Source organism: Bacillus sp. HNG (genome assembly GCF_003400205.1).
Lineage (GTDB): Bacteria > Bacillota > Bacilli > Bacillales > Bacillaceae_L > Ferdinandcohnia.
Genome location: NZ_QUQV01000015.1, coordinates 44,575 through 70,503, shown reverse-complemented (window position 1 = coordinate 70,503; position 25,929 = coordinate 44,575). Strand labels below are relative to the sequence as shown.

At 38.9% G+C, this 25,929-nt stretch carries 25 protein-coding genes, 2 rRNA genes and 2 other annotated features; all 27 genes read left to right on the top strand.

The features are described from left to right. Positions 1–124, top strand: a 23S ribosomal RNA gene (locus DZB84_RS20475); the annotation flags it as partial. A gap of 55 nt (positions 125–179) precedes the next feature. Further along, positions 180–295 (top strand): 5S ribosomal RNA (gene rrf, locus DZB84_RS20470). Positions 296–1,105: 810 nt separating this feature from the next. After that, positions 1,106–1,807 (top strand): MgtC/SapB family protein, encoded by a 702-nt coding sequence (locus tag DZB84_RS20465; RefSeq protein WP_116354168.1) that lies wholly within the window; start codon positions 1,106–1,108, stop codon positions 1,805–1,807. Positions 1,808–1,984: 177 nt separating this feature from the next. Next, positions 1,985–2,449 (top strand): CtsR family transcriptional regulator, encoded by a 465-nt coding sequence (locus tag DZB84_RS20460; protein WP_411266279.1) that lies wholly within the window; start codon positions 1,985–1,987, stop codon positions 2,447–2,449. Between the two features lie 22 nt (positions 2,450–2,471). After that, the gene (gene mcsA, locus DZB84_RS20455) at positions 2,472–3,017 is read left to right on the top strand and encodes a protein-arginine kinase activator protein McsA (RefSeq protein WP_116354166.1); all 546 of its coding nucleotides are present in this window, start codon (positions 2,472–2,474) and stop codon (positions 3,015–3,017) included. Positions 3,018–3,020: 3 nt separating this feature from the next. Further along, a complete protein-coding gene (gene mcsB, locus DZB84_RS20450) occupies positions 3,021–4,118 on the top strand; it encodes a protein-arginine kinase McsB (RefSeq protein ID WP_116354165.1) in 1,098 nt (365 codons plus the stop codon). Beyond that, entirely contained in the window at positions 4,115–6,568 is a 2,454-nt protein-coding gene (clpC, locus tag DZB84_RS20445; protein ID WP_116354164.1) for an ATP-dependent protease ATP-binding subunit ClpC, read from the top strand. The genes mcsB and clpC overlap by 4 nt, the downstream gene beginning before the upstream one ends. Before the next feature lie 190 nt (positions 6,569–6,758). Then, positions 6,759–8,129 carry a DNA repair protein RadA gene (radA, locus tag DZB84_RS20440; protein WP_116354163.1) on the top strand — a complete coding sequence of 457 codons (1,371 nt, stop codon included), beginning with the start codon at positions 6,759–6,761 and terminating at the stop codon, positions 8,127–8,129. A gap of 274 nt (positions 8,130–8,403) precedes the next feature. Beyond that, positions 8,404–9,495 carry a PIN/TRAM domain-containing protein gene (locus DZB84_RS20435; protein WP_116354162.1) on the top strand — a complete coding sequence of 364 codons (1,092 nt, stop codon included), beginning with the start codon at positions 8,404–8,406 and terminating at the stop codon, positions 9,493–9,495. 26 nt (positions 9,496–9,521) lie between these two features. Continuing rightward, positions 9,522–10,208, top strand: coding sequence for a 2-C-methyl-D-erythritol 4-phosphate cytidylyltransferase (gene ispD / locus DZB84_RS20430; protein ID WP_116354161.1), 687 nt, complete (start codon positions 9,522–9,524; stop codon positions 10,206–10,208). A 59-nt stretch (positions 10,209–10,267) separates the two neighbouring features. Beyond that, on the top strand, positions 10,268–10,750 hold the full coding sequence (ispF, locus tag DZB84_RS20425) for a 2-C-methyl-D-erythritol 2,4-cyclodiphosphate synthase (RefSeq protein WP_116354160.1): 483 nt from the start codon (positions 10,268–10,270) through the stop codon (positions 10,748–10,750). Between the two features lie 67 nt (positions 10,751–10,817). Further along, entirely contained in the window at positions 10,818–12,275 is a 1,458-nt protein-coding gene (gltX, locus tag DZB84_RS20420) for a glutamate--tRNA ligase (RefSeq protein WP_116354159.1), read from the top strand. 46 nt (positions 12,276–12,321) lie between these two features. Then, positions 12,322–12,589: a binding site (T-box leader), on the top strand. A 178-nt stretch (positions 12,590–12,767) separates the two neighbouring features. Continuing rightward, positions 12,768–13,424, top strand: coding sequence for a serine O-acetyltransferase (gene cysE / locus DZB84_RS20415; protein ID WP_189655319.1), 657 nt, complete (start codon positions 12,768–12,770; stop codon positions 13,422–13,424). After that, a complete protein-coding gene (gene cysS / locus DZB84_RS20410) occupies positions 13,405–14,802 on the top strand; it encodes a cysteine--tRNA ligase (RefSeq protein ID WP_116354157.1) in 1,398 nt (465 codons plus the stop codon). The genes cysE and cysS overlap by 20 nt, the downstream gene beginning before the upstream one ends. Positions 14,803–14,805: 3 nt before the next feature. Next, on the top strand, positions 14,806–15,213 hold the full coding sequence (locus DZB84_RS20405) for a Mini-ribonuclease 3 (RefSeq protein WP_116354169.1): 408 nt from the start codon (positions 14,806–14,808) through the stop codon (positions 15,211–15,213). Positions 15,214–15,230: 17 nt separating this feature from the next. Continuing rightward, a complete protein-coding gene (gene rlmB, locus DZB84_RS20400; protein WP_116354156.1) occupies positions 15,231–15,974 on the top strand; it encodes a 23S rRNA (guanosine(2251)-2'-O)-methyltransferase RlmB in 744 nt (247 codons plus the stop codon). Between the two features lie 5 nt (positions 15,975–15,979). Beyond that, positions 15,980–16,489, top strand: a complete 510-nt coding sequence (locus DZB84_RS20395; RefSeq protein WP_116354155.1) for an NYN domain-containing protein — start codon at positions 15,980–15,982, stop codon at positions 16,487–16,489. 118 nt (positions 16,490–16,607) lie between these two features. Continuing rightward, positions 16,608–17,261 carry an RNA polymerase sporulation sigma factor SigH gene (gene sigH, locus DZB84_RS20390; RefSeq protein WP_058000110.1) on the top strand — a complete coding sequence of 218 codons (654 nt, stop codon included), beginning with the start codon at positions 16,608–16,610 and terminating at the stop codon, positions 17,259–17,261. A gap of 137 nt (positions 17,262–17,398) precedes the next feature. Further along, entirely contained in the window at positions 17,399–17,545 is a 147-nt protein-coding gene (gene rpmG, locus DZB84_RS20385; RefSeq protein WP_010284985.1) for a 50S ribosomal protein L33, read from the top strand. Positions 17,546–17,582: 37 nt separating this feature from the next. Next, positions 17,583–17,765, top strand: a complete 183-nt coding sequence (secE, locus tag DZB84_RS20380; protein WP_116354154.1) for a preprotein translocase subunit SecE — start codon at positions 17,583–17,585, stop codon at positions 17,763–17,765. A gap of 247 nt (positions 17,766–18,012) precedes the next feature. After that, the gene (gene nusG, locus DZB84_RS20375) at positions 18,013–18,546 is read left to right on the top strand and encodes a transcription termination/antitermination protein NusG (protein ID WP_116354153.1); all 534 of its coding nucleotides are present in this window, start codon (positions 18,013–18,015) and stop codon (positions 18,544–18,546) included. 169 nt (positions 18,547–18,715) lie between these two features. Then, positions 18,716–19,141, top strand: coding sequence for a 50S ribosomal protein L11 (gene rplK / locus DZB84_RS20370; RefSeq protein ID WP_010285014.1), 426 nt, complete (start codon positions 18,716–18,718; stop codon positions 19,139–19,141). A 158-nt stretch (positions 19,142–19,299) separates the two neighbouring features. Further along, complete coding sequence (rplA, locus tag DZB84_RS20365) at positions 19,300–19,989, top strand: 50S ribosomal protein L1 (RefSeq protein WP_116354152.1); 690 nt, start codon at positions 19,300–19,302, stop codon at positions 19,987–19,989. 62 nt (positions 19,990–20,051) lie between these two features. Next, positions 20,052–20,179 (top strand) — a sequence feature (ribosomal protein L10 leader region). 75 nt (positions 20,180–20,254) lie between these two features. Continuing rightward, complete coding sequence (gene rplJ, locus DZB84_RS20360; RefSeq protein WP_116354151.1) at positions 20,255–20,755, top strand: 50S ribosomal protein L10; 501 nt, start codon at positions 20,255–20,257, stop codon at positions 20,753–20,755. Positions 20,756–20,816: 61 nt separating this feature from the next. Next, positions 20,817–21,179: a 50S ribosomal protein L7/L12 gene (gene rplL, locus DZB84_RS20355; RefSeq protein WP_116354150.1), complete on the top strand. Its 363-nt coding sequence runs from the start codon at positions 20,817–20,819 to the stop codon at positions 21,177–21,179. A gap of 116 nt (positions 21,180–21,295) precedes the next feature. After that, complete coding sequence (locus DZB84_RS20350) at positions 21,296–21,901, top strand: class I SAM-dependent methyltransferase (RefSeq protein ID WP_116354149.1); 606 nt, start codon at positions 21,296–21,298, stop codon at positions 21,899–21,901. A gap of 447 nt (positions 21,902–22,348) precedes the next feature. Continuing rightward, the gene (gene rpoB / locus DZB84_RS20345; RefSeq protein ID WP_116354148.1) at positions 22,349–25,918 is read left to right on the top strand and encodes a DNA-directed RNA polymerase subunit beta; all 3,570 of its coding nucleotides are present in this window, start codon (positions 22,349–22,351) and stop codon (positions 25,916–25,918) included. Positions 25,919–25,929 lie beyond the last annotated feature (11 nt).

Here is a 25,929-nt window from a genome sequence, read left to right as displayed (position 1 = left end):
GATGAGATTTCCCATAGTGTTAAACTAGTAAGATCCCTCGAAGATGACGAGGTTGATAGGTCAGAGGTGGAAGCATGGTGACATGTGCAGCTGACTGATACTAATCGATCGAGGACTTAACCAAAATGATGAATGTAGGAGCGTTATCTAGTTTTGAAGGAATGAATCCTTCAACATAGTCTAGTGGCGATAGCGAAGAGGTCACACCCGTTCCCATACCGAACACGGAAGTTAAGCTCTTCAGCGCCGATGGTAGTTGGGACTTTGTCCCTGTGAGAGTAGGACGTCGCTAGGCACACAGAAGATCAGCCAATATGGTTGGTCTTTTTTTATATTGTTTTTTGAGTGGAATTGTTGGGATAGCAAAACGTGCCTATTTAGTAGTTGTTATATGGTTATATAGGATAGAGTAACGAAGGGTGTTGAATCGTTCCCGTTTTGAGGTTGATTCCAAGTGAATAGGTAACGAAAACGGCGTAATCGTTCCACTTTTGTGATTGTGAAGAAGGAAGTGGTAACGAAAAAGGATTAAACATTCCACTTTTGGAATTGTGATGATGGAAAGGGTAACGAAAAGTGCCAATTCATGGTTTGATGAAGGAATAGGTAACACAAGCCAATACACAAGCTTTTTTAGATTGTCATTTTTAATAACTGAAAACAATTAGGAAGCGCTAAACCCGCAAACAGCATAAACAGTATATCACCCAATCGCAAAACGATAACTGGTATACCCAAACCCACAAACTCACAAACGCTATAATTGTTTATCAATCTGCACGTAGTCCCATGCATATATACGAATCGATAACCATATACCAATATACCTCATCATATAAAAAATAACTCCTCATATATCAATGTTAAATTTTACATTTCAAAATGATCTATATTATTAAATGCATGGTTTATGATAAAAAGTGTTTAAGGTCTTATGACTAAAACACTATTCTAAAAAAGGTAATTTGGATAATCATAAACGTTTTGAACGATTCGTATAATGATAAAACACTACCTTTTTTCTATTTAGATTAAAGGGGATTTTATATTTCCTATCGAATAAGTAATTTACAGGTCTATGTCTATAGAACAGGGGGGATGTGACATGGCACAATTTTTTGCATCGTTCCAAACTCAAGAATTTTTTACGATGTCACTTCGCATTTTTATGGCCGCGTTATTATGCGGGTTAGTTGGATTGGAGAGAGAGGTACATAAACATCCTGCTGGTTTCCGTACACATTTACTGGTTGGAGTTGGTTCTTGTTTAATGATGCTGATGTCTATCTATGGGTTTCAGCCTTATTTAGAGATGAGTACAAATGTCCGTTTTGACCCGGCGCGAATCCCTTCATATGTAATTAGTGGTATTGGCTTTTTGGGTGCGGGTACTATTTTGGTAAGGGATGCTACGGTTCGAGGGCTAACTACCGCAGCGTCAATTTGGGTTGTTGCGGGCTTAGGATTAATAATTGGATTAGGGATGTATGCTCCTGCCATATTAACAACAATTGTTGTATTATTGAGCTTGATTTTTCTAAACCGATTTGAAGAGTTCTTTTTTAAATCGAGAAAACGAAAAGTCGTTCATATCATTATTCATGAGAATATTTCCTCATCTTCATCTATTTTAAAATTATTTAAGGATAATGGTTTTAGGGTGAAAGATTTTAATATTAAGTATTCAAAGGATAAGGTAGAAAACAATTGCCAATACACAATTGATGTGGAAGTGGCAAGTAAAAATGAACGTTTACGCTTATATGAAGAAATGTCTAAGCGGGAAATGGTACAAAAAATTTTTTGATTTGGTGTTTAGAGATGTACCGGGTTTGGAAAGTATAGGATAGTAAAGCCATTTAAATGGTAAATGATTGCCTTTTTCTACTTTCAATTTCACATGCGAAACAGTTGAAAAATTAGTGCAGTCATTTTATATTATAGTTATAGTCAAATATAGTCAAAGTCAAGGTGAGGTGTGGTCATAATGAGGAATATATCTGATATCATTGAACAATATCTAAAAAGTGTTCTTGATACAAGTGATCGAGCTATAGTTGAAATAAAAAGAAGTGAGATTGCCGATAAATTTGAATGTGTCCCATCTCAAATTAATTATGTGATAAATACAAGGTTTACGTTAGAGAGAGGTTATTTGGTGGAAAGTAAAAGAGGTGGCGGAGGCTACATTCGGATTATGAGGGTGAAAACGAATGATGATTCTCAACTGATTAAGCAGCTTGTACGCCTTATCGATAAACGGATCTCGCAAACAAGTGCTGAGGATGTCATTTTGCGCTTGATTGAGGAGGAAGTAATCTCAAAAAGAGAGGCGAAGATCATGTTAAGCGTGATTGACCGCTCTGTCTTGTTTATTGAGCTTCCACATCGGGATGAACTAAGAGCAAGAATGTTAAAGGCCATGCTTACATCCCTTATGTATAGATAAAAGGTAATAGGAAGGTGTTATCATGATATGCCAAGAATGTAATCAACGCCCTGCGACATTTCATTTTACAAAGGTGATTAATGGTGAAAAGACAGAGGTTCATATTTGTGAACATTGTGCTCAAGAAAAAAGTGAGATGTTCATGTTTCCAGGCACATCTGGCTTTTCAATAGATAACTTATTAGCAGGACTTCTTCAGTTTGAGCCACTTACAGGTTCACAGCAACATGCATTTCAAAAAAATGAAGTTTTACAATGCGAGAACTGTAAAATGACTTTTCAACAATTTGCAAAGGTAGGTCGGTTTGGCTGCTCGCAATGCTATCCAACCTTTGAAAAACAACTCACCCCAATTTTAAAACGTCTGCATAGTGGCAATACACATCATACAGGGAAAATTCCAAAACGAATCGGAGGCTCATTCCATATTCGGAAAGAGATTGAACAACTTAAGCAAAAGATGCAGGAGTATATATCTTCCGAGGAATTTGAAAAAGCTGCAGATGTTCGTGACCACGTAAGAGAACTAGAAAAGAAACTGAGTGGTTACAAAGAAGGGGAGGTTTAATCAATGTCACTTGAGCATTTTATCAATCAAGCTTTGAGTGCTTGGATGAGTCAAGAAGGTCCTGATTCAGATATTGTCTTAAGTTCACGGATTAGACTTGCTCGAAATCTGAAAAATGTACCTTTCTCAACGGTTTATTCAAATGAAGAGGCCGCACAAATAGTCGATGTCTTTCATAAAGGTTTTGCTGGTAAGAGTTTTCCCTCAATTGGGGAATTTGAATTATTAAAAATGATGGAGCTTCAGCCGAATGAAAAAAGGGTACTGGTTGAAAAGCATTTGATAAGTCCACATTTAGCTGAAAATTCTCAGTTAGGAGCTTGTCTTTTATCTGAAAATGAAGAAATTAGCATCATGATTAATGAAGAGGACCATATCCGAATACAATGTTTATTCCCAGGGTTGCAATTATCAGAGGCTTTGCAGGTTGCGAACAACCTCGATGATTGGATAGAGGAACATGTTGATTATGCATTTGATGAAACTAGAGGATACTTAACAAGTTGCCCAACAAATGTAGGAACAGGACTAAGAGCATCCGTGATGATGCATCTTCCAGCACTCATCCTTACACATCAAATGAGTCGTATTATTCCAGCAATCAATCAACTCGGTTTAGTTGTAAGAGGAATTTATGGTGAGGGCAGCGAGGCGTTAGGGAATATTTTTCAAATATCCAACCAAATTACGCTTGGAAAGACAGAAGAAGATATTGTGGAAGACTTAAAGAGTGTAGTTGCACAGTTAATTGCACAAGAGCGCTCTGCTCGAGAAGCACTTGTGAAGACTTCCAACATACAATTAGAGGACCGTGTATTTCGTTCCTATGGGGTTTTAGCTAATAGTAGGATCATTGAATCGAAAGAAGCAGCTAAGTGTTTGTCAGATGTTCGATTGGGTATTGATCTTGGCTATATAAAAGATATATCAAGAACCATTCTTAATGAACTCATGATTTTAACTCAACCTGGATTCTTGCAGGTCTATGCCGGTGGGGCATTAAGGCCAAATGAAAGGGACGTCAGAAGGGCGTCTATCATTCGAGAAAGATTAAAACTAGAAAATAATAAGACTACTGACATGGAGGGTGATGGGTTATGATGTTTGGCAGATTTACTGAGCGTGCACAAAAGGTGTTAGCGTTAGCTCAAGAGGAAGCTGTACGATTGGGACATAACAATATTGGAACTGAGCATGTATTATTAGGTCTTATACGCGAAGGCGAAGGAATTGCCGCAAAGGCGTTGCTTGCACTTGGATTAGGACCTGAAAAAATACAAAAAGAAGTAGAAGCCCTAATTGGCCGTGGTCAGGAAGGTTCACAGACCATCCATTACACACCACGTGCGAAAAAGGTAATTGAGTTGTCAATGGATGAGGCTCGTAAGCTTGGCCACTCCTATGTAGGAACAGAGCACATCCTACTTGGATTAATTCGTGAAGGCGAGGGTGTCGCTGCAAGAGTATTAAACAATCTTGGAGTGAGTCTCAATAAAGCTCGCCAACAGGTTTTACAATTATTAGGAAGCAATGAGTCATCATCAGGGCATCATGGCGGTGGTTCTGCTAATGCAAATACACCAACCCTAGACAGTTTAGCTCGTGATCTTACGGCGATTGCAAGAGAAGGAAGTCTTGATCCAGTCATTGGACGTAGTAAAGAGATTCAACGTGTAATTGAAGTGCTTAGCCGCCGTACGAAAAACAACCCTGTTTTAATAGGGGAACCTGGTGTAGGTAAAACAGCAATTGCTGAAGGATTAGCCCAGCAAATCATTAACAATGAAGTTCCAGAAACACTTCGTGATAAACGTGTGATGACACTTGATATGGGTACTGTTGTTGCAGGTACGAAATACCGTGGAGAATTTGAAGATCGGTTGAAGAAGGTTATGGATGAAATTCGCCAAGCAGGAAATATCATTCTGTTCATTGATGAACTTCATACACTAATCGGTGCTGGTGGTGCAGAGGGTGCAATTGATGCTTCAAATATTTTAAAGCCATCTCTAGCTCGTGGTGAACTACAATGTATCGGTGCAACCACATTAGATGAATATCGCAAGTATATTGAAAAAGATGCTGCTTTAGAGCGTCGTTTCCAACCAATCCAGGTGGATGAACCAACGGTAGAGGAGTCCATTTTAATTTTAAAAGGATTACGTGACCGTTATGAGGCGCATCATAGAGTATCCATCTCGGATGAATCAATCATCCAAGCGGTTAAGCTTTCTGATCGTTATATCTCCGATCGCTTTTTACCGGATAAGGCTATTGACTTGATTGACGAGGCGGGTTCAAAGGTTCGTCTTCGCTCTTATACAGCTCCGCCAAATCTAAAGGAGCTTGAACTAAAACTTGAAGAGGTGCGTAAGGAAAAAGATGCAGCTGTTCAAAGTCAGGAATTTGAAAAAGCTGCTTCCTTACGTGACTCCGAACAACGCCTTCGTGAACAGTTAGAAGAAACGAAGAAAAACTGGAAAGAAAAACAGGGTCAAGAGAATTCTGAGGTAACAGTCGATGATATTGCAATGGTTGTATCAAGCTGGACTGGGGTTCCTGTATCAAAACTAGCCCAGACAGAAGCCGATAAATTACTAAATATGGAGGAAATCCTTCATTCACGTGTGATTGGTCAAGAAGAGGCTGTAAAGGCAGTTTCTAAGGCTGTAAGACGTTCACGGGCTGGATTAAAGGATCCGAAGCGCCCAACAGGTTCATTCATATTCCTAGGACCAACAGGGGTCGGAAAAACAGAATTAGCGCGTGCCTTAGCTGAATCCATTTTTGGTGATGAAGATGCAATGATTCGTGTAGATATGTCTGAGTACATGGAGAAGCACTCAACATCAAGATTGGTAGGCTCACCTCCAGGATATGTAGGCTATGAAGAAGGAGGCCAATTAACAGAAAAGGTTCGCCGTAAGCCGTATTCTGTTATCCTCTTAGATGAAATTGAAAAAGCACACCCAGATGTGTTCAATATTTTACTTCAAGTCCTAGAGGATGGGCGTTTGACAGACTCTAAGGGCCGTACGGTTGATTTTAGAAATACGATTTTAATTATGACATCAAACGTTGGAGCTAGCACACTAAAGCGTAATAAATATGTTGGCTTTGCACTTGATGATGAGAAGCAAGATTATCGAAACATGAAGGATAAGGTAATGGAAGAGTTAAAGAAAGCATTCCGTCCGGAGTTCCTTAACCGTATTGATGAAACGATTGTCTTCCACTCACTAGAGAAGAAGCATTTAAGGGAAATTGTTACCCTAATGGTAGATCAGTTAACAAAACGCCTGCAGGAGCAAGAGTTTGAGCTTGAATTAACAGAAGCGGCTAAAGACCGAATTGCAGAAGAGGGATATGATCCAGAATACGGAGCACGTCCATTACGCCGTGCCATTCAAAAACAAATTGAAGACCGTTTGTCTGAAGAACTATTACGCGGTAATATAGAAAAAGGAAAGAAAATCGTTATGGACTACGTTAACGAAGAATTCGTAATCCAAACGATAGAAACCGAAGTAACAAAAGAAGCAGTGAAATAAAAAGACGTAAATGTAAAAGAGGTATACATCAATAATTGATTCATGTATACCTCTTTTTTTAGAAAATATCTAGCTCAAGGTGCCATCGGCTCGAGTTCACAAGATAATCGTTCCTGTCGGCGATTATCTTGTGCTTGTCTCCTAAAGATGAGCTCCTTGCGCTTTTCTAATAAAGAAAGGATTAATGACGATGGCAAAAACAAAGACGAAATTCACCTGTCAGTCCTGTGGCTATGAATCACCAAAATGGATGGGGAAATGCCCTGGATGTGGAGAATGGAATTCATTAGTCGAAGAAACCCTACATAAACCAGCTAGAAAAGGTGCTTTTGCTCATTCAAGCCCCACTGTTCAGCGCAAGCCTTCACCAATCACTTCAATCGAGTCAGAAAATGAACCTAGAATGTATACGACAAACAAGGAATTTAATCGAGTACTTGGCGGCGGAATCGTCCGTGGTTCACTTGTTTTAATTGGGGGTGACCCGGGTATAGGGAAGTCTACCTTGCTATTACAAGTATCCTCTCAAATAGCCAAACAAAGCAAAGTTTTATATATTTCCGGAGAAGAATCGGTCAAACAAACAAAGTTAAGATCTGACCGTCTAGGCGTTTCCTCCGATCAATTGTATGTTTTAGCAGAGACGGACCTTGAATTTATTTCCCAGACAATTACCGAGTTAAACCCATCGTTTGTCGTAATCGATTCGATTCAGACTATTTATCACTCTGACATTGCTTCGGCACCCGGTAGTGTTTCTCAGGTGCGTGAATGTACGGCGGAACTAATGCGAATTGCGAAGACAAATGGAATTGCTATTTTTATCGTAGGTCATGTTACGAAAGAGGGGAATATTGCAGGTCCTCGTTTGCTTGAACATATGGTGGATACCGTTCTTTACTTTGAAGGGGAACGTCATCATACGTATCGTATTTTACGTGCTGTAAAAAACCGTTTTGGTTCAACGAATGAAATGGGCATTTTTGAGATGAAGGAAACTGGTCTAGAAGAAGTTGCTAATCCTTCGGAAATATTTCTTGAGGAGCGTTCTGCTGGTGCTGCCGGGTCAACAGTTGTTGCATCTATGGAAGGTACACGACCAGTACTTGTTGAAATTCAGGCACTGATATCCCCATCTAGTTTTGGAAATCCACGCCGCATGGCAACAGGAATAGACCATAACCGGGTTTCTTTATTAATGGCTGTATTAGAAAAAAGAGCAGGTTTTCTTTTGCAAAATCAAGATGCTTATTTGAAGGTCGCGGGTGGTGTAAAGCTAGACGAACCAGCGATTGATCTGGCGGTTGCCTTAAGCATTGCCTCTAGCTTTAGAGATCAGCCGACGAACCCAACAGATGTCATTATTGGCGAAGTAGGGTTAACTGGAGAGGTAAGACGTGTTTCTCGTATTGAGCAGCGGGTCCAGGAAGCGGCAAAGCTTGGGTTCAAGCGAGTGATTCTTCCTGAGCGTAATTTAGGTGGTTGGACCATTCCAAAGGGAATAGAAGTGATAGGTGTAAGTGATATTAGGCAAGCCATCCAACATACATTAGGAAAATAACCTAAAATAATGAGTCAAAAAATCTAGTGAAAATGAAACATTTTTATTGCTTTATTCGTATAGTAAGTGTGAAACAGGTGGACATCCATATTTTATAAAAGCCGAATAAAAATATTTTTTTACCAAAGCAGTTATAATTTTATTAGGATTTAAAAATAATATATGAGTAGCGTTTTTACACATCTATGTCATTCTGTTTACATTTTAAAAAAGCTATTTATTGTAGGTTTCAATTATTATAAAGTGATTATAATGAATAGGAGGAGGTGAAGGAATGTTAAAACGTATTGTGCAGCTCTTTTTTCTAATCGTCGGAGGTATGCTTGGAATTGTCTATCTACCGGATGTATTAAAGCTGTTAAATATCGACAATATTCCATATCTAAATAATTCATATACGCTTGCGATTTTAGGTGCTATTATATTATTTATTGTTACGTTTTGGTTGGTAGATTATATCGTAGGTTTAATTAAATGGCTAGAAGAGTCATTGATTAAGGCTCCTGTTACAGATGTTTTATTTGGAAGCTTAGGCTTGATTTCTGGTTTAATTGTAGCATTTTTAATTGTGATTCCATTAGACCGTATTTCATTTTCGGTTGTAAATACAGTGCTTCCTATTTTCATTACCCTGCTTTTAGGATATTTAGGTTTTCAAGTTGGCTTTAAAAAGCGGGATGAACTTGTGAATTTATTTTCTATTAACCGATCTGGTAAAAAGAAGGGCTTGGAGGAAGAGGAAGTAAACCAACAAGCCAAAAAACTGAAAATTTTAGATACAAGTGTTATTATTGATGGGCGTATTGCAGATATATGCCAAACTGGATTCCTTGAAGGAACGATTGTCATTCCACGGTTTGTGTTAGAGGAGCTTCAGCATATTGCAGATTCTTCAGATGTATTAAAGCGAAACCGCGGTAGAAGAGGACTGGATATTTTAAACCGAATTCAAAAAGAACTTGCGATTAAAGTTGAAATCTACGAAGGGGATTTTGACGATATCCAAGAGGTTGATAGTAAGTTAGTGAAGCTTGCAAAATTAACGATGGGTGTAGTCGTGACCAATGACTTTAACTTAAACAAAGTTTGCGAGCTGCAAAATGTAGCAGTGTTAAATATTAATGATCTTGCGAATGCGGTGAAGCCTGTGGTATTACCTGGTGAAGAATTAAGCGTTCAAGTCATTAAGGATGGAAAAGAGCATAATCAAGGTGTCGCTTATTTAGATGACGGTACGATGATTGTGGTCGAAGAAGGTCGCGATTATATTGGAAAACGCATTGAAGTGCTTGTAACGAGTGTTTTACAAACATCAGCGGGACGCATGATTTTCGCGAAACCAAAATTGCTTGAAAAGGCATTATAATTGAATCGTGTTAGGGGCGTTACGGGGTGAATTATCAGGTTGTTATTCCTGCGGCAGGACAAGGAAAACGAATGAACGCAGGGAAGAATAAACAATTCATTGAATTGCAAGCAATACCAGTTATTATTCATACATTACGAGTTTTTGAACATGACCCAATGTGTACGGGAATTATTTTAGTGATTAATATGGATGAACAGCCCATTTTTGAAGAGTTGATGCAAACATATAACGTCCAAAAGGTTATTTCTTTTGTTCAAGGTGGTAGTGAGCGCCAGTACAGCGTCTACAATGGCTTACAAGCAGTGAGGAACACAGATATTGTGTTGGTTCATGATGGTGCGAGACCGTTTTTGAAACAAAAGTATGTTCATGAGCTAGTCAATGTTGCGGTAGAAAAAGGGGCAGCCGTGCTTGCGGTTCCCGTAAAGGATACAATTAAACGCGCCTCTCGTGATTTATATGTAGAAGAAACAGTTGAACGTTCTAGCTTGTGGGCCATTCAAACCCCACAAGCTTTTCATGTTTCTATCTTACAAGAAGCACATGAGATGGCTCAAAAGGAAGATTTCCTAGGCACAGACGAAGCTAGTCTCGTTGAAAGAATCCCAAAACAAGTATATATTGTTAAAGGCGATTACTTGAATATCAAACTAACAACTCAAGATGACTTAGTTTTTGCGGAAGCGATTTTACAAAACTGGACAAGCTAAACAAAAGAGTGCTAGGAACACGGCAAAAGCTAGAAAAACTTTATTAAGGGGGAAAACCAATGTTTCGTATTGGACAGGGCTTTGATGTTCACCAATTGGTTGAAGGACGACCGTTAATTATAGGTGGAATTACCATACCATATGAAAAAGGATTGCTAGGACATTCGGATGCAGATGTATTACTCCACACCGTTTCAGATGCCTGTCTTGGAGCGATTGGTGAAGGTGACATAGGCAAGCATTTTCCAGATACAGACCCGAACTTCAAGGATGCTGATTCAGCAAAACTGCAACAGCATGTATGGAATTTGGTGAAGGAAAAGGGCTATAAGCTTGGGAATATCGATTGCACGATTATCGCTCAAAAGCCAAAAATGGCGCCGTATATTGAACAAATTAGAGCGAGGATTGCCGAGTTACTAGAAGCAGATCCTTCACAGGTAAATGTGAAAGCAACAACCACTGAAAAGTTAGGTTTTACGGGTCGCGGAGAAGGAATTGCGGCACAAGTCGCGATACTACTGCAAAAGGTAGATAGCTAATTCTCTGGTTTAATAAATATTGTGTTAAAATATCAGATGATACTATGCGTTGTAACGGAGGGTACATATGTCAAATAACGTACGTGTGCGCTATGCACCAAGTCCAACTGGACATTTACATATTGGAAACGCAAGAACAGCCTTATTTAATTATTTATACGCACGAAACCAAAATGGAAAATTCATCATTCGTATTGAAGATACAGACAAGAAACGAAATATTGAAGGTGGCGAAGAAAGCCAGCTAAAATATTTAAAATGGCTTGGAATTGATTGGGACGAAGGACCAGACGCGGGTGGTGAGCACGGACCATACCGCCAATCAGAACGTAATGAGATTTATGAAAAGTATTATACAGAGCTTCTTGAAAAAGGACTCGCTTATAAATGCTATTGTACGGAAGAAGAAATTGAAAAAGAACGTGAAGAACAGATGGCACGTGGTGAGACACCTCACTATTCAGGCAAATGCCGTCACTTAACGAGGGACCAACAGGAAGCCTTACAAAATGAAGGAAGACAGCCTAGTATACGTATCATTATTCCACAAGGCAAGGTTTACACGTTTCATGATATGGTTAAAGGCGAAATTTCTTTTGAATCAGAAGGCATGGGCGATTATGTAATCGTAAAGAAAGATGGAACTCCGACTTATAATTTTGCGGTAGCCATCGATGATCACCTCATGGAAATTTCACATGTTTTGCGTGGGGAAGACCATATTTCAAATACACCTAAGCAAATGGTGGTGTATGAGGCATTTAACTGGGATATTCCAACATTTGGACATATGACATTAATCGTTGGCGAAAACCATAAGAAGCTAAGCAAGCGTGATGAATCTATTATTCAATTTATTGAGCAATATGAAGAACTTGGATACTTACCAGAAGCTCTATTTAACTTCATTACGCTATTAGGTTGGTCACCGGGTGGGGAAGAAGAGTTGCATACAAAATCGGAGTTTATTGACATTTTTGATCCAGCCCGTTTATCTAAATCACCGGCTGTATTTGATACTCAAAAGCTTACATGGATGAACAACCAATATATAAAGAACATTGAACTAGATCGCCTAGTTGAGATTTCGCTGCCACATTTAATCAAGGCGGGTAGATTGAGTGAGCCATTGAGTGATACAGACAAGCAATGGGTATGTGACTTAATTGCGCTCCATCAAGAAAAAATGAGCTATGGAGCAGAAATCGTTGAACTCACCGACCTTTTCTTTAAGGATGAGGTCACGCTTGAAGAAGATGCGAAGGAAGTTCTTGCGGGAGAAACAGTTCCTGAAGTATTAAACGCCTTTTTACAAGAGGTTGAAAATCTTGAAACGTTTGGTGCCGATGAAATTAAAGCAGCCATTAAAGCTGTTCAAAAAGGTACAGGACAAAAAGGAAAGAACCTTTTCATGCCAATTCGTGCAGCTGCAACGGGTCAGCTTCATGGACCAGATCTACCACAAGCGATCCACCTTTTAGGAAAAGAAAAAATAATTTCACGCCTAAAAAGTTTAATCAGTTAACATCTGGCTGAAAATGTAATATAGTATAGTTAACAAATTATATATTGTAAAAGTGTTGATAAGGAGAGTAAATAAGTTATTTACTTTAAAGTATTTGTTATTCCGGCAAATACGAACAGAGAGAACCATCACCGGCTGAAAGTGGTTTAAGGGAAATGCTTATTGAAATGCACCTTTGAGTCTTTTATCGAACCGATATCGAATTGGTATCGTAGTAGATAAAAGCGGCGTCTCACCGTTAAGAGATTAAGTTGAGGTAATGGACTTTTCATTGCCTAAACAGAGTGGAACCGCGTGAATATAGCGTCTCTGTGTTTTTACACAGGGGCGCTTTTTATTTTGGAAAAGGTAATGTCTAGCTCCGGCGCCTAGCCCCTCGAGGTCACAAGCCAATCGCTTCTGAAGGCAAAAGACGCCTTCTGTCAGTGCTTGTCGGGGCTGAGCAAGTCGCCTGCGCTTTTCTAATAAGGAGGGTTGAACGTGTTTAGACGCATGAAAGAGGATATCGAGGTTGTATTTGAACAGGACCCGGCAGCAAGATCTCATTTTGAAGTCATCTTAACATATTCGGGATTGCATGCCATTTGGGCACATCGTGTGGCGCATTTTCTTTTTAAACGAAAGATGTTTTTCTTGGCTAGAACGGTATCACAAATTAGTCGCTTTTTTACGGGAATTGAAATTCACCCTGGAGCTAAAATTGGTCGTCGTTTTTTTATCGACCATGGCATGGGTGTAGTCATTGGTGAGACGTGTGAAATTGGAGATAATGTGACCGTATTTCAGGGCGTAACACTTGGTGGTACAGGAAAAGAAAAAGGAAAGCGACATCCTACAGTGAAGGACAATGCCCTTATTGCATCCGGAGCAAAAGTATTAGGATCCATTACAATTGGAGAAAATTCAAAGGTAGGAGCGGGTTCGGTTGTTCTACAAGATGTTCCTCCGAATTCGACAGTTGTCGGGATACCAGGTCGAGTAGTGATTCAAGACGGCGTCAAAGTTAGAAATACCAAGGATTTAAATCATCGAGATCTACCAGATCCCGTTTCAGATAAAATCAGAGAGCTAGAAAATGAAATAAAAAGCTTAAAAGAAGAATTACAGAAAAAGGAAGGAGCAAAGGATAATGCCCATTCACATATATAATACACTGACACGAAAGAAGGAAGAGTTTATACCCCTTGAGGAAAATAAGGTAAAAATGTATGTGTGCGGTCCAACCGTTTATAACTACATCCATATCGGGAATGCACGCCCTGCCATTGTTTTTGATACCGTCCGTCGCTATTTCGAATTTAGAGGCTATGACGTCCATTATGTATCTAACTTCACAGATGTTGACGATAAATTAATCAAAGCGGCGAATGAACTAGGAGAAGAAGTGCCAACCATTGCAGAGCGTTTTATCAATGCCTATTATGACGATGTATCTGCTTTAGGATGCAAAAAGGCGGATGTTCACCCAAGGGTTACAGAAAACATGGATATTATCATTGATTTCATCCAAGCCTTGATTGATAAAGGGTTTGCCTATGAATCAGAAGGTGACGTGTACTACCGTACAAGGGAATTTAAAGAATACGGTAAGCTTTCACACCAATCCATTGATGAACTCCGCGTGGGTGCAAGAATTGAAGTTGGGGATAAGAAGCAGGATGCCCTTGATTTTGTGCTCTGGAAAAGTGCCAAGCCTGGTGAAATATACTGGGAAAGTCCGTGGGGCAATGGGCGCCCTGGCTGGCATATTGAATGCTCTGCGATGGCAAAAAAATACTTGGGTGAAACCATTGATATTCACGCAGGTGGTCAGGACTTAGCATTCCCACATCACGAAAATGAAATTGCCCAATCAGAAGCAGTAAATGAAAAGACATTCGCAAACTATTGGATGCATAACGGCTATATTAATATTGATAATGAAAAAATGTCTAAATCCCTTGGGAACTTTGTGTTAGTCCACGATATTATTAAAGACGTTGACCCACAGGTATTGCGCTTTTTCATGTTATCTGTTCATTATCGTCATCCAATCAACTACAATCTTGAATTACTGGAAAGCACGAAAAATGCGTTAGAACGTTTACGTACTTCCTATTCAAATTTAAAGCATCGTTTAGAAAGTAGTACAAATTTAACAACGAATGATGATGACTGGTTAGAAAAAGTCAAAGGTTTTCGCAACGAATTTATCGTAGCGATGGATGATGATTTTAATACAGCGAATGCTGTTTCTGTTTTGTTCGATTTATCGAAACAGGCGAACTATTATTTGCAGGAAAAAAATACGTCGGAAAAAGTGATCGAAGCCTTTTTACAAGAGTTCGAAGTGTTATTTGATACGCTTGGGCTTAAAGTTGAGGATGAACAATTACTTGATGAAGAAATCGAAGAATTAATCTCAAAGAGAAACCAAGCGCGTAAAGACCGTGACTTTGCTCTATCTGACCAAATCCGTGATCAACTAAAAGCTATGAACATTATTCTTGAAGACACTCCTCAAGGGACAAGATGGAAAAGAGGATAAATGATGATGTTTTTATCAGACAATCAAATTGATAGCCATCAATTAAATAGTCTTGCTCTTGCTTATATGGGTGATGCTGTATATGAGATGTATGTACGGCATTACCTTTTGCAAAAGGGAAGTGTGAGACCTAATCAACTTCATAATCAGGCAAAACATTATGTTTCTGCTAAAGCCCAGTCGGCTGTGATTCACAAGATGCTGGAGGAAGGGTTTTTTTCAGAAGAGGAACAAGGAGTCGTTAGAAGGGGTCGCAATGCGAAGAGTGGAACCGTCCCAAAAAACACAGATGTCCAGACATACCGATACAGTACCGCGTTTGAAGCTTTACTAGGTTATCATTTTTTACAAAATGATGTAGAGAGAATTCATTCCATTATTGAAGAGGCGTTTCGAATCATTGAATCTTAAGAAAGGAGGAAAAAGAAATGGCGAGTGATTATATTATTGGGAAAAACCCGGTTATTGAAGCATTAAAATCAGAGCGGGATATTAATAAAATTTGGATAGCAGAAGGCTCGAATAGAGGTCAAATGAACCAGATTACATCTCTTGCAAAAGAAGGAAATGTAATGGTTCAATTTGTTCCGAAAAAAAAGATTGACCAAATGGTTGAAGGGAATCACCAAGGGGTTGTTGCACAGGTAGCAGCGTATGAGTATGCAGAGGTGGATGATATTTTAGCATTAGCCGAGAAACGAAATGAAGCCCCATTTATCATACTATTGGACGAGTTAGAGGATCCTCATAATCTTGGTTCAATTCTTCGTACGGCAGATGCGGTTGGAGCACATGGGGTTATTATCCCAAAAAGAAGAGCTGTTGGATTAACTGCAACCGTGGCGAAGGCTTCGACGGGAGCGATTGAATATATACCAGTTGCGCGTGTAACCAATTTAGCAAGAACAATTGATGAATTAAAGGACCGTGGTGTATGGATTGTTGGAACAGATGCGAAAGGAAAAGAAGATTATCGGAATGTCGATGGAAAAATGCCAATTGGCTTGGTAATTGGCAGTGAAGGCAAAGGCATGGGACGCCTTGTAAAGGAAAAGTGCGATTTTCTTTTAAGACTACCAATGCAAGGAAAGGTAACCTCTTTAAATGCTTCAGTTGCAGCAAGTCTATTAATGTATGAGGTATATCGTAAGCGGAATCCGTTAGGAGAATAAAACAAATGGATATCCTGCTGGTAGATGGCTACAACATTATTGGTGCATGGCCAGAATTACGTGTTCTAAAAACCAAGGACTTTGCAGCGGCGCGTGATTTATTAATTGAAAAAATGGCTGAATATCAGGCGTATACAGGATATAAGGTGATTGTCGTATTTGATGCACACCTCGTACCGGGAATTGAAACAAAAATGAAAAGCCGAAAGGTAGAAGTCATATTTACCCGTGAGAATGAAACGGCCGATGAACGAATCGAAAAGCTTGCGCAACAATTAAGCAATATCAAAACGCAAATCCACGTAGCCACCTCGGATTATACCGAGCAATGGCAAATTTTTGGACAAGGGGCCTTACGGAAATCAGCAAGAGAATTATTAACCGAGATGGAAGTCGTGGAATCTGGAATTCAAAAGGATGTAAAGAAAACCTATCAAGAAAAAAGCGTTTCAAAAATTCCACTTTCTGACGAAATGGCAGAAATTTTTGAAAAATGGCGTCGTGGACAGCGATGAGCGGTTGACGCTTGGAAAAGCACTCCTGTATAATATTTCTAGATAAAGAATTTTATGAACATTACGTTTTGCAATTTTTGGTAGGAAACAACTTCTAAGGTAGGTCGGAGGGATCGGTGTGAGTTCAAGCTTCGATGATTATGGCAACAGGTTATATTATGACCGACTAGAGGATGAGGAAGTCGTGGAATTGGTCCATGCTGGAGAAAGTGAGGCATTGGACTATCTAATTAATAAGTATAAAAATTTTGTGCGTGCTAAAGCCAGATCATATTTTTTAATTGGGGCAGATCGTGAGGATATTGTTCAGGAAGGCATGATCGGGTTATACAAGGCAATACGTGATTTTAAGGAGGACAAGCTTTCTTCGTTTAAAGCGTTTGCGGAACTATGTATTACACGTCAAATTATTACTGCGATTAAAACAGCGACAAGACAAAAGCATATTCCTCTTAACTCTTATGTTTCGTTGGACAAGCCGATATATGATGAAGAATCTGACCGTACATTAATGGATGTTATATCAGGAGCAAAAATCCTGGATCCTGAGGAATTAATCATCAACAGGGAAAAGTTTGATGACATTGAATTAAAAATGGCAGAGCTCTTAAGTGATTTGGAGCGTAAGGTATTGTCCTTATACTTGGACGGAAGGTCCTATCAGGAGATATCAGAGGATTTAAACCGGCATGTAAAGTCAATCGATAATGCACTCCAACGTGTAAAGCGTAAGTTAGAACGGTATTTAGAAATTCAAGAAATTAAACTATAAATAATCGTTTCAACCATTATTTACAGGTAGGGGCTGGTATTGACATTCAAATCAAGCCTATGTTACATTTTTAAGGAAATTGAGACTTTTTTCATAAAATAGGATGCAAGTAGCATTTTCACATGGTAGGTGATAAAATGCGAAAAAAAGTAATTTTAGCCTGTGTGGAATGTGGAAGTAGAAACTATTCCACTATGAAGAATAGCACTTCAGCTGAACGACTTGAAATGAAGAAGTTTTGTAAGACTTGCAATTCTCACACGAATCATCGTGAAACGAAATAGATCGCAGACTGTGTTGATAAAGTTGGAGGTTACATGGATGAAGCGCATAACCAAGTTTTTTCGTGAAGTAGTTCGAGAAATGAAGAAAACAAGCTGGCCAAAAAGAAAGGAACTTACACGCTATACAATTGTTACATTAACAACTGTAATCTTTGTATCTGTGTTTTTTGCCGTGATTGACCTAGGAATTTCCGAATTAATTCGTTTAGTACTTGAATAAACACTGTATACTCATGGTATAATGATGGATAGAGAATAAAGAATCTTTTACGAAAAAGCCCGGGTACGGGTTTTTTTAATTGCAAAAAATTAAATGTGAAAACTATGTGTAAGTCTAGGTCGTTCAACTATTTGAAAAAATGAATAAGGAAAGCTAGTTTCCTAACATAATTCATTGGCCGAGTCTGCAAAATAGGAATAAGGAACTTGATCGCACAAAGGGAGGGAAGGACAAGCAGTCCTAACTTATGGAAAAGAATTGGTATGTTGTTCATACGTATTCAGGGTATGAAAACAAAGTAAAAGCAAACTTAGAAAAGCGTGTCGAGTCAATGGGTATGCAAGATAAAATCTTCCGTGTTGTTGTACCAGAAGACGAAGAGACAGATATTAAGAACGGTAAAAAGAAAATCATTAAAAAGAAAGTATTTCCAGGTTATGTGTTAGTCGAATTGATCATGACTGATGATTCATGGTATGTCGTACGTAATACACCTGGTGTTACAGGATTCGTTGGTTCAGCTGGCTCAGGCTCAAAACCTACACCACTTTTACCAGAAGAAGTAACGTTCATCCTTAAGAGAATGGGAATGGATGAAAGACCAATGGAAGTTGATTTCGAATTAAAAGAAACAGTTCGTGTCAAAGAAGGTCCATTTACAAACTTCACTGGTGCGATTGAGGATCTAGATGTAGATAAACAAAAGGTAAAGGTTCTTGTTAACATGTTTGGTCGTGAAACCCCAGTTGAGTTAGACTTTACACAAATTGAAAAAATCTAATCAAGAAAAACTTGATATTGCAAATGAAAAGTGGTAATATTGCATAGGTCAGTATGTCTCTAAATATAGAGACTGGCTATGATAAGGTTCTTTATTGATATGTAAAGAATAGATGAGTGGGAGGGTAAACCCCTATTACCACATCACGGACTTTAAGGAGGTGTGTCTCGTGGCTAAAAAAGTAATTAAAGAGGTTAAATTACAAATTCCTGCGGGGAAAGCAAACCCAGCACCACCAGTTGGACCAGCACTAGGTCAAGCAGGTGTTAATATCATGGGATTCTGTAAGGAGTTCAATGCACGTACAGCAGAACAAGCTGGTTTAATTATTCCTGTTGTAATTACAGTTTATGAAGATCGTTCATTTACATTTATTACAAAAACTCCTCCTGCTGCAGTTCTTTTAAAGAAAGCGGCTGGAATTGAGTCTGGTTCAGGTGAACCTAACCGTAATAAAGTTGCAACAGTTAAGCGTGATAAAGTACGCGAGATTGCAGAAACAAAAATGCCGGATTTAAATGCGGCGAATGTTGAATCTGCAATGCGTATGGTTGAAGGTACTGCTCGTAGCATGGGAATTGTTATCGAAGACTAATTCCTATCTGTTACATGTTTCAAGGGGTTGCGGATGGAACATCTCATTTCTTTCGTTCGCAACCTTTGTTCTGTCTAGCGTCAGTATGATAACAAATGATACTGATTGCGGGCGTGGGAGGTTATTCCGTTAAAACCACAATTGAGGAGGAAGTTATAATGGCAAAAAGAGGTAAAAAGTACGTTGAAGCTGCTAAATTAGTAGATCGTACAAAAGCTTACTCAGTTGCAGAAGCAATTGAACTAGTAAAGAAAACAAACACAGCTAAATTTGATGCGACTGTTGAAGTTGCGTTCCGTTTAGGAGTTGACCCTAAGAAAGCTGACCAACAAATTCGTGGTGCAGTTGTTCTACCAAACGGTACTGGTAAGACTCAACGTGTTTTAGTTTTCGCTAAAGGCGAAAAAGCAAAAGAAGCAGAAGCTGCTGGAGCTGACTATGTTGGCGATAGCGAGTTCATCAACAAGATCAACCAAGGTTGGTTTGACTTTGATGTAATCGTAGCTACTCCTGACATGATGGGTGAAGTTGGTAAACTTGGACGTGTATTAGGACCTAAAGGTTTAATGCCAAACCCTAAAACAGGAACTGTTACTTTTGATGTAACAAAAGCTGTGAATGAAATCAAAGCTGGTAAAGTTGAATACCGCATTGATAAGTCTTCAAACATTCATGTTCCAATTGGTAAGATCTCATTTGATGATCAAAAACTAATTGAGAACTTCACTACTATTTATGAAACTATGCTTAAGGTTAAACCATCTGCAGCAAAAGGTACTTACATGAAGAACGTTGCTGTATCATCTACAATGGGACCTGGCGTAAAAGTTGACGCTTCTACATTCTAATTAGAAAAAAGTGGATATTGACTTTTGCGAAAGCATTTCATATAATAAATTTTGTTGTTAACAAATGAATAGCATTTGTACCGTAGACAGTAGGGGCTTTACGAAGCTTAATTTCCTACCGAGGTGTAGTATATAAACTTGATCATTACTACCTCTATGTCTACAGACATAGAGGTTTTTTAATCTAGATACGTGTTCATTTTGAACACCCTCTAACACCGAACGGTTTCAAGTGTCTGAAATTACTCACAGGAGGTGTAGAAGAATGAGTCATGCAGTAGAACAAAAGAAACAAATCGTAACTGAAATTGCAGACAAATTCCGTGCAAGTAAATCAACTGTAGTTGTAGACTATCGCGGTCTATCTGTTGCAGAAGTAACAGAACTACGTAAGCAACTTCGTGAGGCAGGCATTGATTTCAAAGTGTACAAAAACACATTAACTCGCCGTGCTGCAGAACAAGCTGAGCTTGCTGGATTAAACGATGCATTAACAGGACCAAACGCAATTGCTTTCAGTAATGAAGACGTAGTTGCTCCTGCTAAAATTCTTAATGACTTTGCGAAAAAGCATGAAGCATTAGAAATTAAAGCGGGTGTTATCGAAGGAAACATTGCAACTCTTGAGGAAGTTAAAGCTCTTGCTGATCTACCATCACGCGAAGGTTTACTTTCTATGTTGCTTAGTGTACTTCAAGCTCCAATCCGTAACCTTGCACTTGCTACTAAAGCAGTTGCAGATCAAAAGGAAGAGCAAGGCGCTTAATTGTAAAACAAGAATACAATTCGAATTACAAATAGGATAATTATTTAAGGAGGATTTTCTAATGACTAAAGAACAAATCATTGAAGCAGTTAAAAATATGACTGTTTTAGAACTAAACGACCTAGTAAAAGCAATCGAAGAAGAATTTGGTGTAACTGCTGCTGCTCCTGTAGCTGTAGCTGCTGGTGGCGGTGCTGAAGCTGCTGCTGAGCAAACTGAATTTGATGTTGTATTAGCAGACGCTGGTGCACAAAAAATCAAAGTTATCAAAGTTGTACGTGAAATCACTGGTCTTGGCTTAAAAGAAGCTAAAGAACTTGTTGACAACACTCCAAAGCCAATCAAAGAAGGCGTTTCTAAAGAAGAAGCTGAAGAAGTTAAAGCTAAACTTGAAGAAGTTGGAGCTGGCGTAGAAGTTAAGTAATAACTAATGAACGTAAGAAAAAGCTCGCTATGAAAGCGAGCTTTTTTTAAACTAATATTGTTTTTGGAATGAGATGGGTATACTGTACGTATACTCTTATGTTGGGAGATACATAAATGACCGAACATTATTATACTAGCAAACCCACTGTATCAAGCAATCAAAAGACTCAGGCTTTTGTTTTAAAAGGACATACGTTTTCTTTTACAAGTGATAGCGGAGTTTTTTCAAAAAACGAGGTTGATTTTGGTTCAAGGCTATTAATAGAAGAATTTCATGCTCCTGAAGTGGATGGCCCGTTTTTAGATGTTGGTTGTGGGTATGGGCCAATTGGTCTTGCGCTAGCAAAAGTACATAATGAACGTTCAGTTGAAATGATTGATGTGAATGAGCGAGCGATTGAGCTTGCGAAAAAGAACGCAGAAATGAATAAGATCAACAATGTGGAAATTCATCAAAGTAATTTGTTTACAGATGTAGAAAAACGAGGTTTTGCTGCGATTATTTCCAACCCGCCAATTCGTGCAGGGAAGAAAGTTGTTCATCATATTTTGGAAGAGAGTTATCAGTATCTAGTCCCAGGAGGAGAACTCTGGGTTGTGATCCAAAAGAAGCAAGGAGCTCCATCTGCAATTGAGAAGCTTGAAGCGGTTTTTGACGAGGTAGAAATTGTGGAAAGAAAAAAAGGCTATCACATCATTAAGGCAGTACGGATTAATTAGTTTGAAAAAATCCGCTTGACAAAAACAAAAACTTATTGACTGCTCATTTCTCGTGTGGTAGCATTATATAATGCCGATATGTAATTTTTCCATGTATAACTAAAAAATTAAATATATGTATAAATATAGTATGTATGGAAAAACTAATAAAATCAATAGTTTGTTTTTGAAAGTGTGGTTTTCTTAGTAGAAACCCTTTTTCTTTTTGTCTATAAAAAAGGCGTTTCTTACATAGTTAAAGACATTTTAACAAACAAAAAATGAGTGCATGTTAGGCTTATAAAGTCGAAGTGATTTGGAAATTGATAGGCTGCATTATGTGTCCTATCATTTTGATTTGTGGTTTACATTCTTATTAATTATAAAAGTTCCAAAGTAGACTTTAATAATTAGTAAGTATTTATAAATTAGCAAGATTAATAACGCTTGATATGAGGGGTGAATGGGTTGATAGGTCAACTAGTTCAGTATGGACGACACCGCCAACGAAGAAGTTATGCTCGTATTAGTGAAGTTTTAGAATTACCAAATCTTATTGAGATTCAAACCTCTTCTTATCAGTGGTTTCTTGATGAGGGTCTTAGGGAGATGTTTCAGGATATTTCCCCAATTGAAGATTTTACAGGTAATCTATCTCTAGAGTTCATTGATTACAGTTTAGGTGAGCCAAAATATTCTGTAGAAGAATCAAAGGAGAGAGATGTTACTTATTCAGCGCCACTTCGAGTTAAGGTGCGTTTAATTAACAAAGAAACTGGTGAAGTAAAAGATCAAGATGTATTTATGGGTGACTTCCCACTCATGACAGAAACAGGTACATTCGTTATCAATGGTGCAGAACGTGTAATTGTTTCTCAATTGGTTCGTTCACCAAGTGTTTATTTCAGTGGTAAAGTTGATAAAAATGGAAAACGAGGCTTTACTGCAACGGTAATACCAAACCGTGGTGCATGGTTAGAATATGAAACAGATGCGAAGGATGTTGTATACGTTCGTATTGATCGTACTCGAAAATTACCGGTAACGGTTCTTTTGCGCGCGCTTGGGTTTGGCTCTGATCAAGAAATCATCGACTTATTTGGTGAGAATGAATATTTACGTAACACACTTGAGAAAGACAACACAGAAAGTACAGAAAAAGCATTACTAGAAATATATGAGCGTCTACGTCCGGGAGAACCACCGACTGTAGAAAATGCAAAAAGTTTATTAGAATCACGCTTTTTTGATCCAAAGCGTTACGACCTTGCAAGTGTAGGCCGTTACAAGATAAATAAAAAACTTCATATTAAGAACCGTTTGTTTAATCAACGTTTAGCGGAAACACTTGTTGATCCTGAAACAGGTGAGATTATCGTAGAAAAAGATACACTTCTCGATCGCAGAACGCTAGATCGTATCATTCCATATTTAGAGAATGGTATTGGCTTTAAATCACTTCAACCATCAGGTGGCGTAATTGATGAAGAAATTACTCTTCAATCTATTAAAATTTACGCACCGAATGATCCAGATGGCGAACAAGTCATTAACGTCATAGGTAATGCCTATGTTGAAGAAGCTGTTAAGAATATTACACAAGCGGATATTCTTTCTTCTATCAGTTATTTCTTTAACCTGTTACATCAAGTTGGAGATACTGATGATATTGACCATTTAGGTAACCGTCGTTTACGTTCAGTTGGTGAGCTTCTGCAAAACCAATTCCGTATTGGCTTATCAAGAATGGAACGTGTTGTTCGTGAGAGAATGTCAATTCAAGATACGAATACCATTACTCCACAGCAACTTATCAATATTCGTCCAGTGATTGCGTCTATTAAAGAGTTCTTTGGTAGCTCACAGCTTTCACAGTTCATGGATCAAACGAATCCATTAGCAGAATTAACACATAAACGAAGACTATCAGCATTAGGGCCTGGTGGACTAACACGTGAACGTGCAGGATTTGAAGTGCGTGACGTTCACTATTCACACTATGGTCGTATGTGTCCGATTGAAACTCCGGAAGGTCCAAATATCGGACTCATTAACTCACTATCATCCTATGCAAAAGTGAATCGATTTGGATTTATCGAAACTCCATATCGAAGAGTTGATCCTGAGACTGGTAAAGTAACAGACCGAATCGATTACTTAACAGCAGACGAAGAGGATAATTATGTTACTGCTCAGGCGAATTCTCGCTTAAGTGATGATGGTCAATTTTTAGATGAAGATGTAGTTGCTCGTTTCAAGGGTGAAAACACAGTTGTTCACCGTGACCGAATTGACTACATGGACGTATCACCAAAGCAAGTTGTATCTGCAGCAACAGCTTGTATTCCATTCTTAGAAAATGACGACTCAAACCGTGCGTTAATGGGTGCGAACATGCAACGTCAAGCTGTTCCACTAATGAACCCGGAAGCTCCGCTTGTTGGTACAGGTATGGAATATGTATCTGGCAAAGACTCAGGTGCTGCTGTTATATGTAAACACCCTGGTATTGTTGAACGCGTAGAAGCAAAACAAATTTGGGTACGTCGTTATGCAGAAGTAGATGGTCAGAAGGTAAAAGGTGACCTTGATAAATACCGCCTTCTTAAATTTATTCGTTCTAACCAAGGTACATGTTATAACCAACGTCCAATTGTTACAGAAGGGGACGAAGTTGTGAAGGGAGAAATCCTTGCAGACGGTCCTTCGATGGAAAAGGGTGAACTAGCGTTAGGACGCAACGTTCTTGTTGGTTTCATGACTTGGGATGGTTATAACTATGAAGATGCCATCATTATGAGTGAAAGACTTGTAAAAGATGATGTGTATACTTCAATTCATATTGAAGAATATGAATCAGAATCTCGTGATACAAAATTAGGACCTGAAGAAATCACGCGTGATATTCCAAACGTCGGGGAAGATGCGTTACGTAATCTTGACGAGCGTGGAATTATCCGTATTGGTGCTGAAGTAAAAGACGGCGACTTACTTGTGGGTAAGGTTACACCTAAAGGGGTAACTGAGCTTACGGCAGAAGAACGACTTTTACATGCAATCTTCGGTGAAAAAGCACGTGAGGTTCGTGATACTTCTCTTCGTGTACCACATGGTGGGGAAGGTATTGTCCTTGATGTTAAAGTATTTAACCGTGAAGACGGGGATGAATTACCACCTGGTGTAAACCAGCTTGTTCGTGTCTACATCGTTCAAAAACGTAAAATTCACGAAGGCGATAAGATGGCTGGTCGTCATGGAAACAAAGGGGTAATTTCAAGAATTCTTCCTGAGGAAGATATGCCATTCCTTCCAGATGGAACACCGATTGACATCATGTTAAACCCATTAGGGGTACCGTCTCGTATGAACATTGGTCAGGTACTAGAGCTACACTTAGGTATGGCTGCTAGACAGCTTGGCATTCATGTTGCATCACCAGTATTTGACGGTGCAACTGAAGAGGATGTATGGGATACGCTAGAAGAAGCTGGAATGTCTCGTGATGCGAAGACAGTCTTATACGATGGAAGAACAGGGGAACCGTTTGACAATCGTGTATCTGTTGGTGTGATGTACATGATCAAATTAGCACACATGGTTGACGATAAACTCCATGCCCGTTCAACTGGACCTTATTCTCTTGTTACACAGCAACCACTTGGTGGTAAAGCTCAGTTCGGAGGACAACGTTTCGGTGAGATGGAAGTTTGGGCGCTTGAAGCTTATGGTGCTGCATATACATTGCAAGAAATTCTAACAGTTAAATCAGATGATGTTGTCGGTCGTGTGAAGACTTATGAAGCGATTGTTAAGGGTGAAAATGTACCAGAACCTGGTGTACCTGAATCGTTCAAAGTATTGATCAAAGAACTTCAATCACTTGGCTTAGATGTGAAGATCCTTTCCGGTGATGAAGAAGAGATAGAAATGCGTGATTTAGAAGATGAAGAAGAAGCAAGTCAATCAGAGGGAATTTCCCTTGATTCTGACCAACAAGTTGAATCAGAACTAGAAAAGAACGCAGTTGTAAAAGAATAACTTTATTCAGT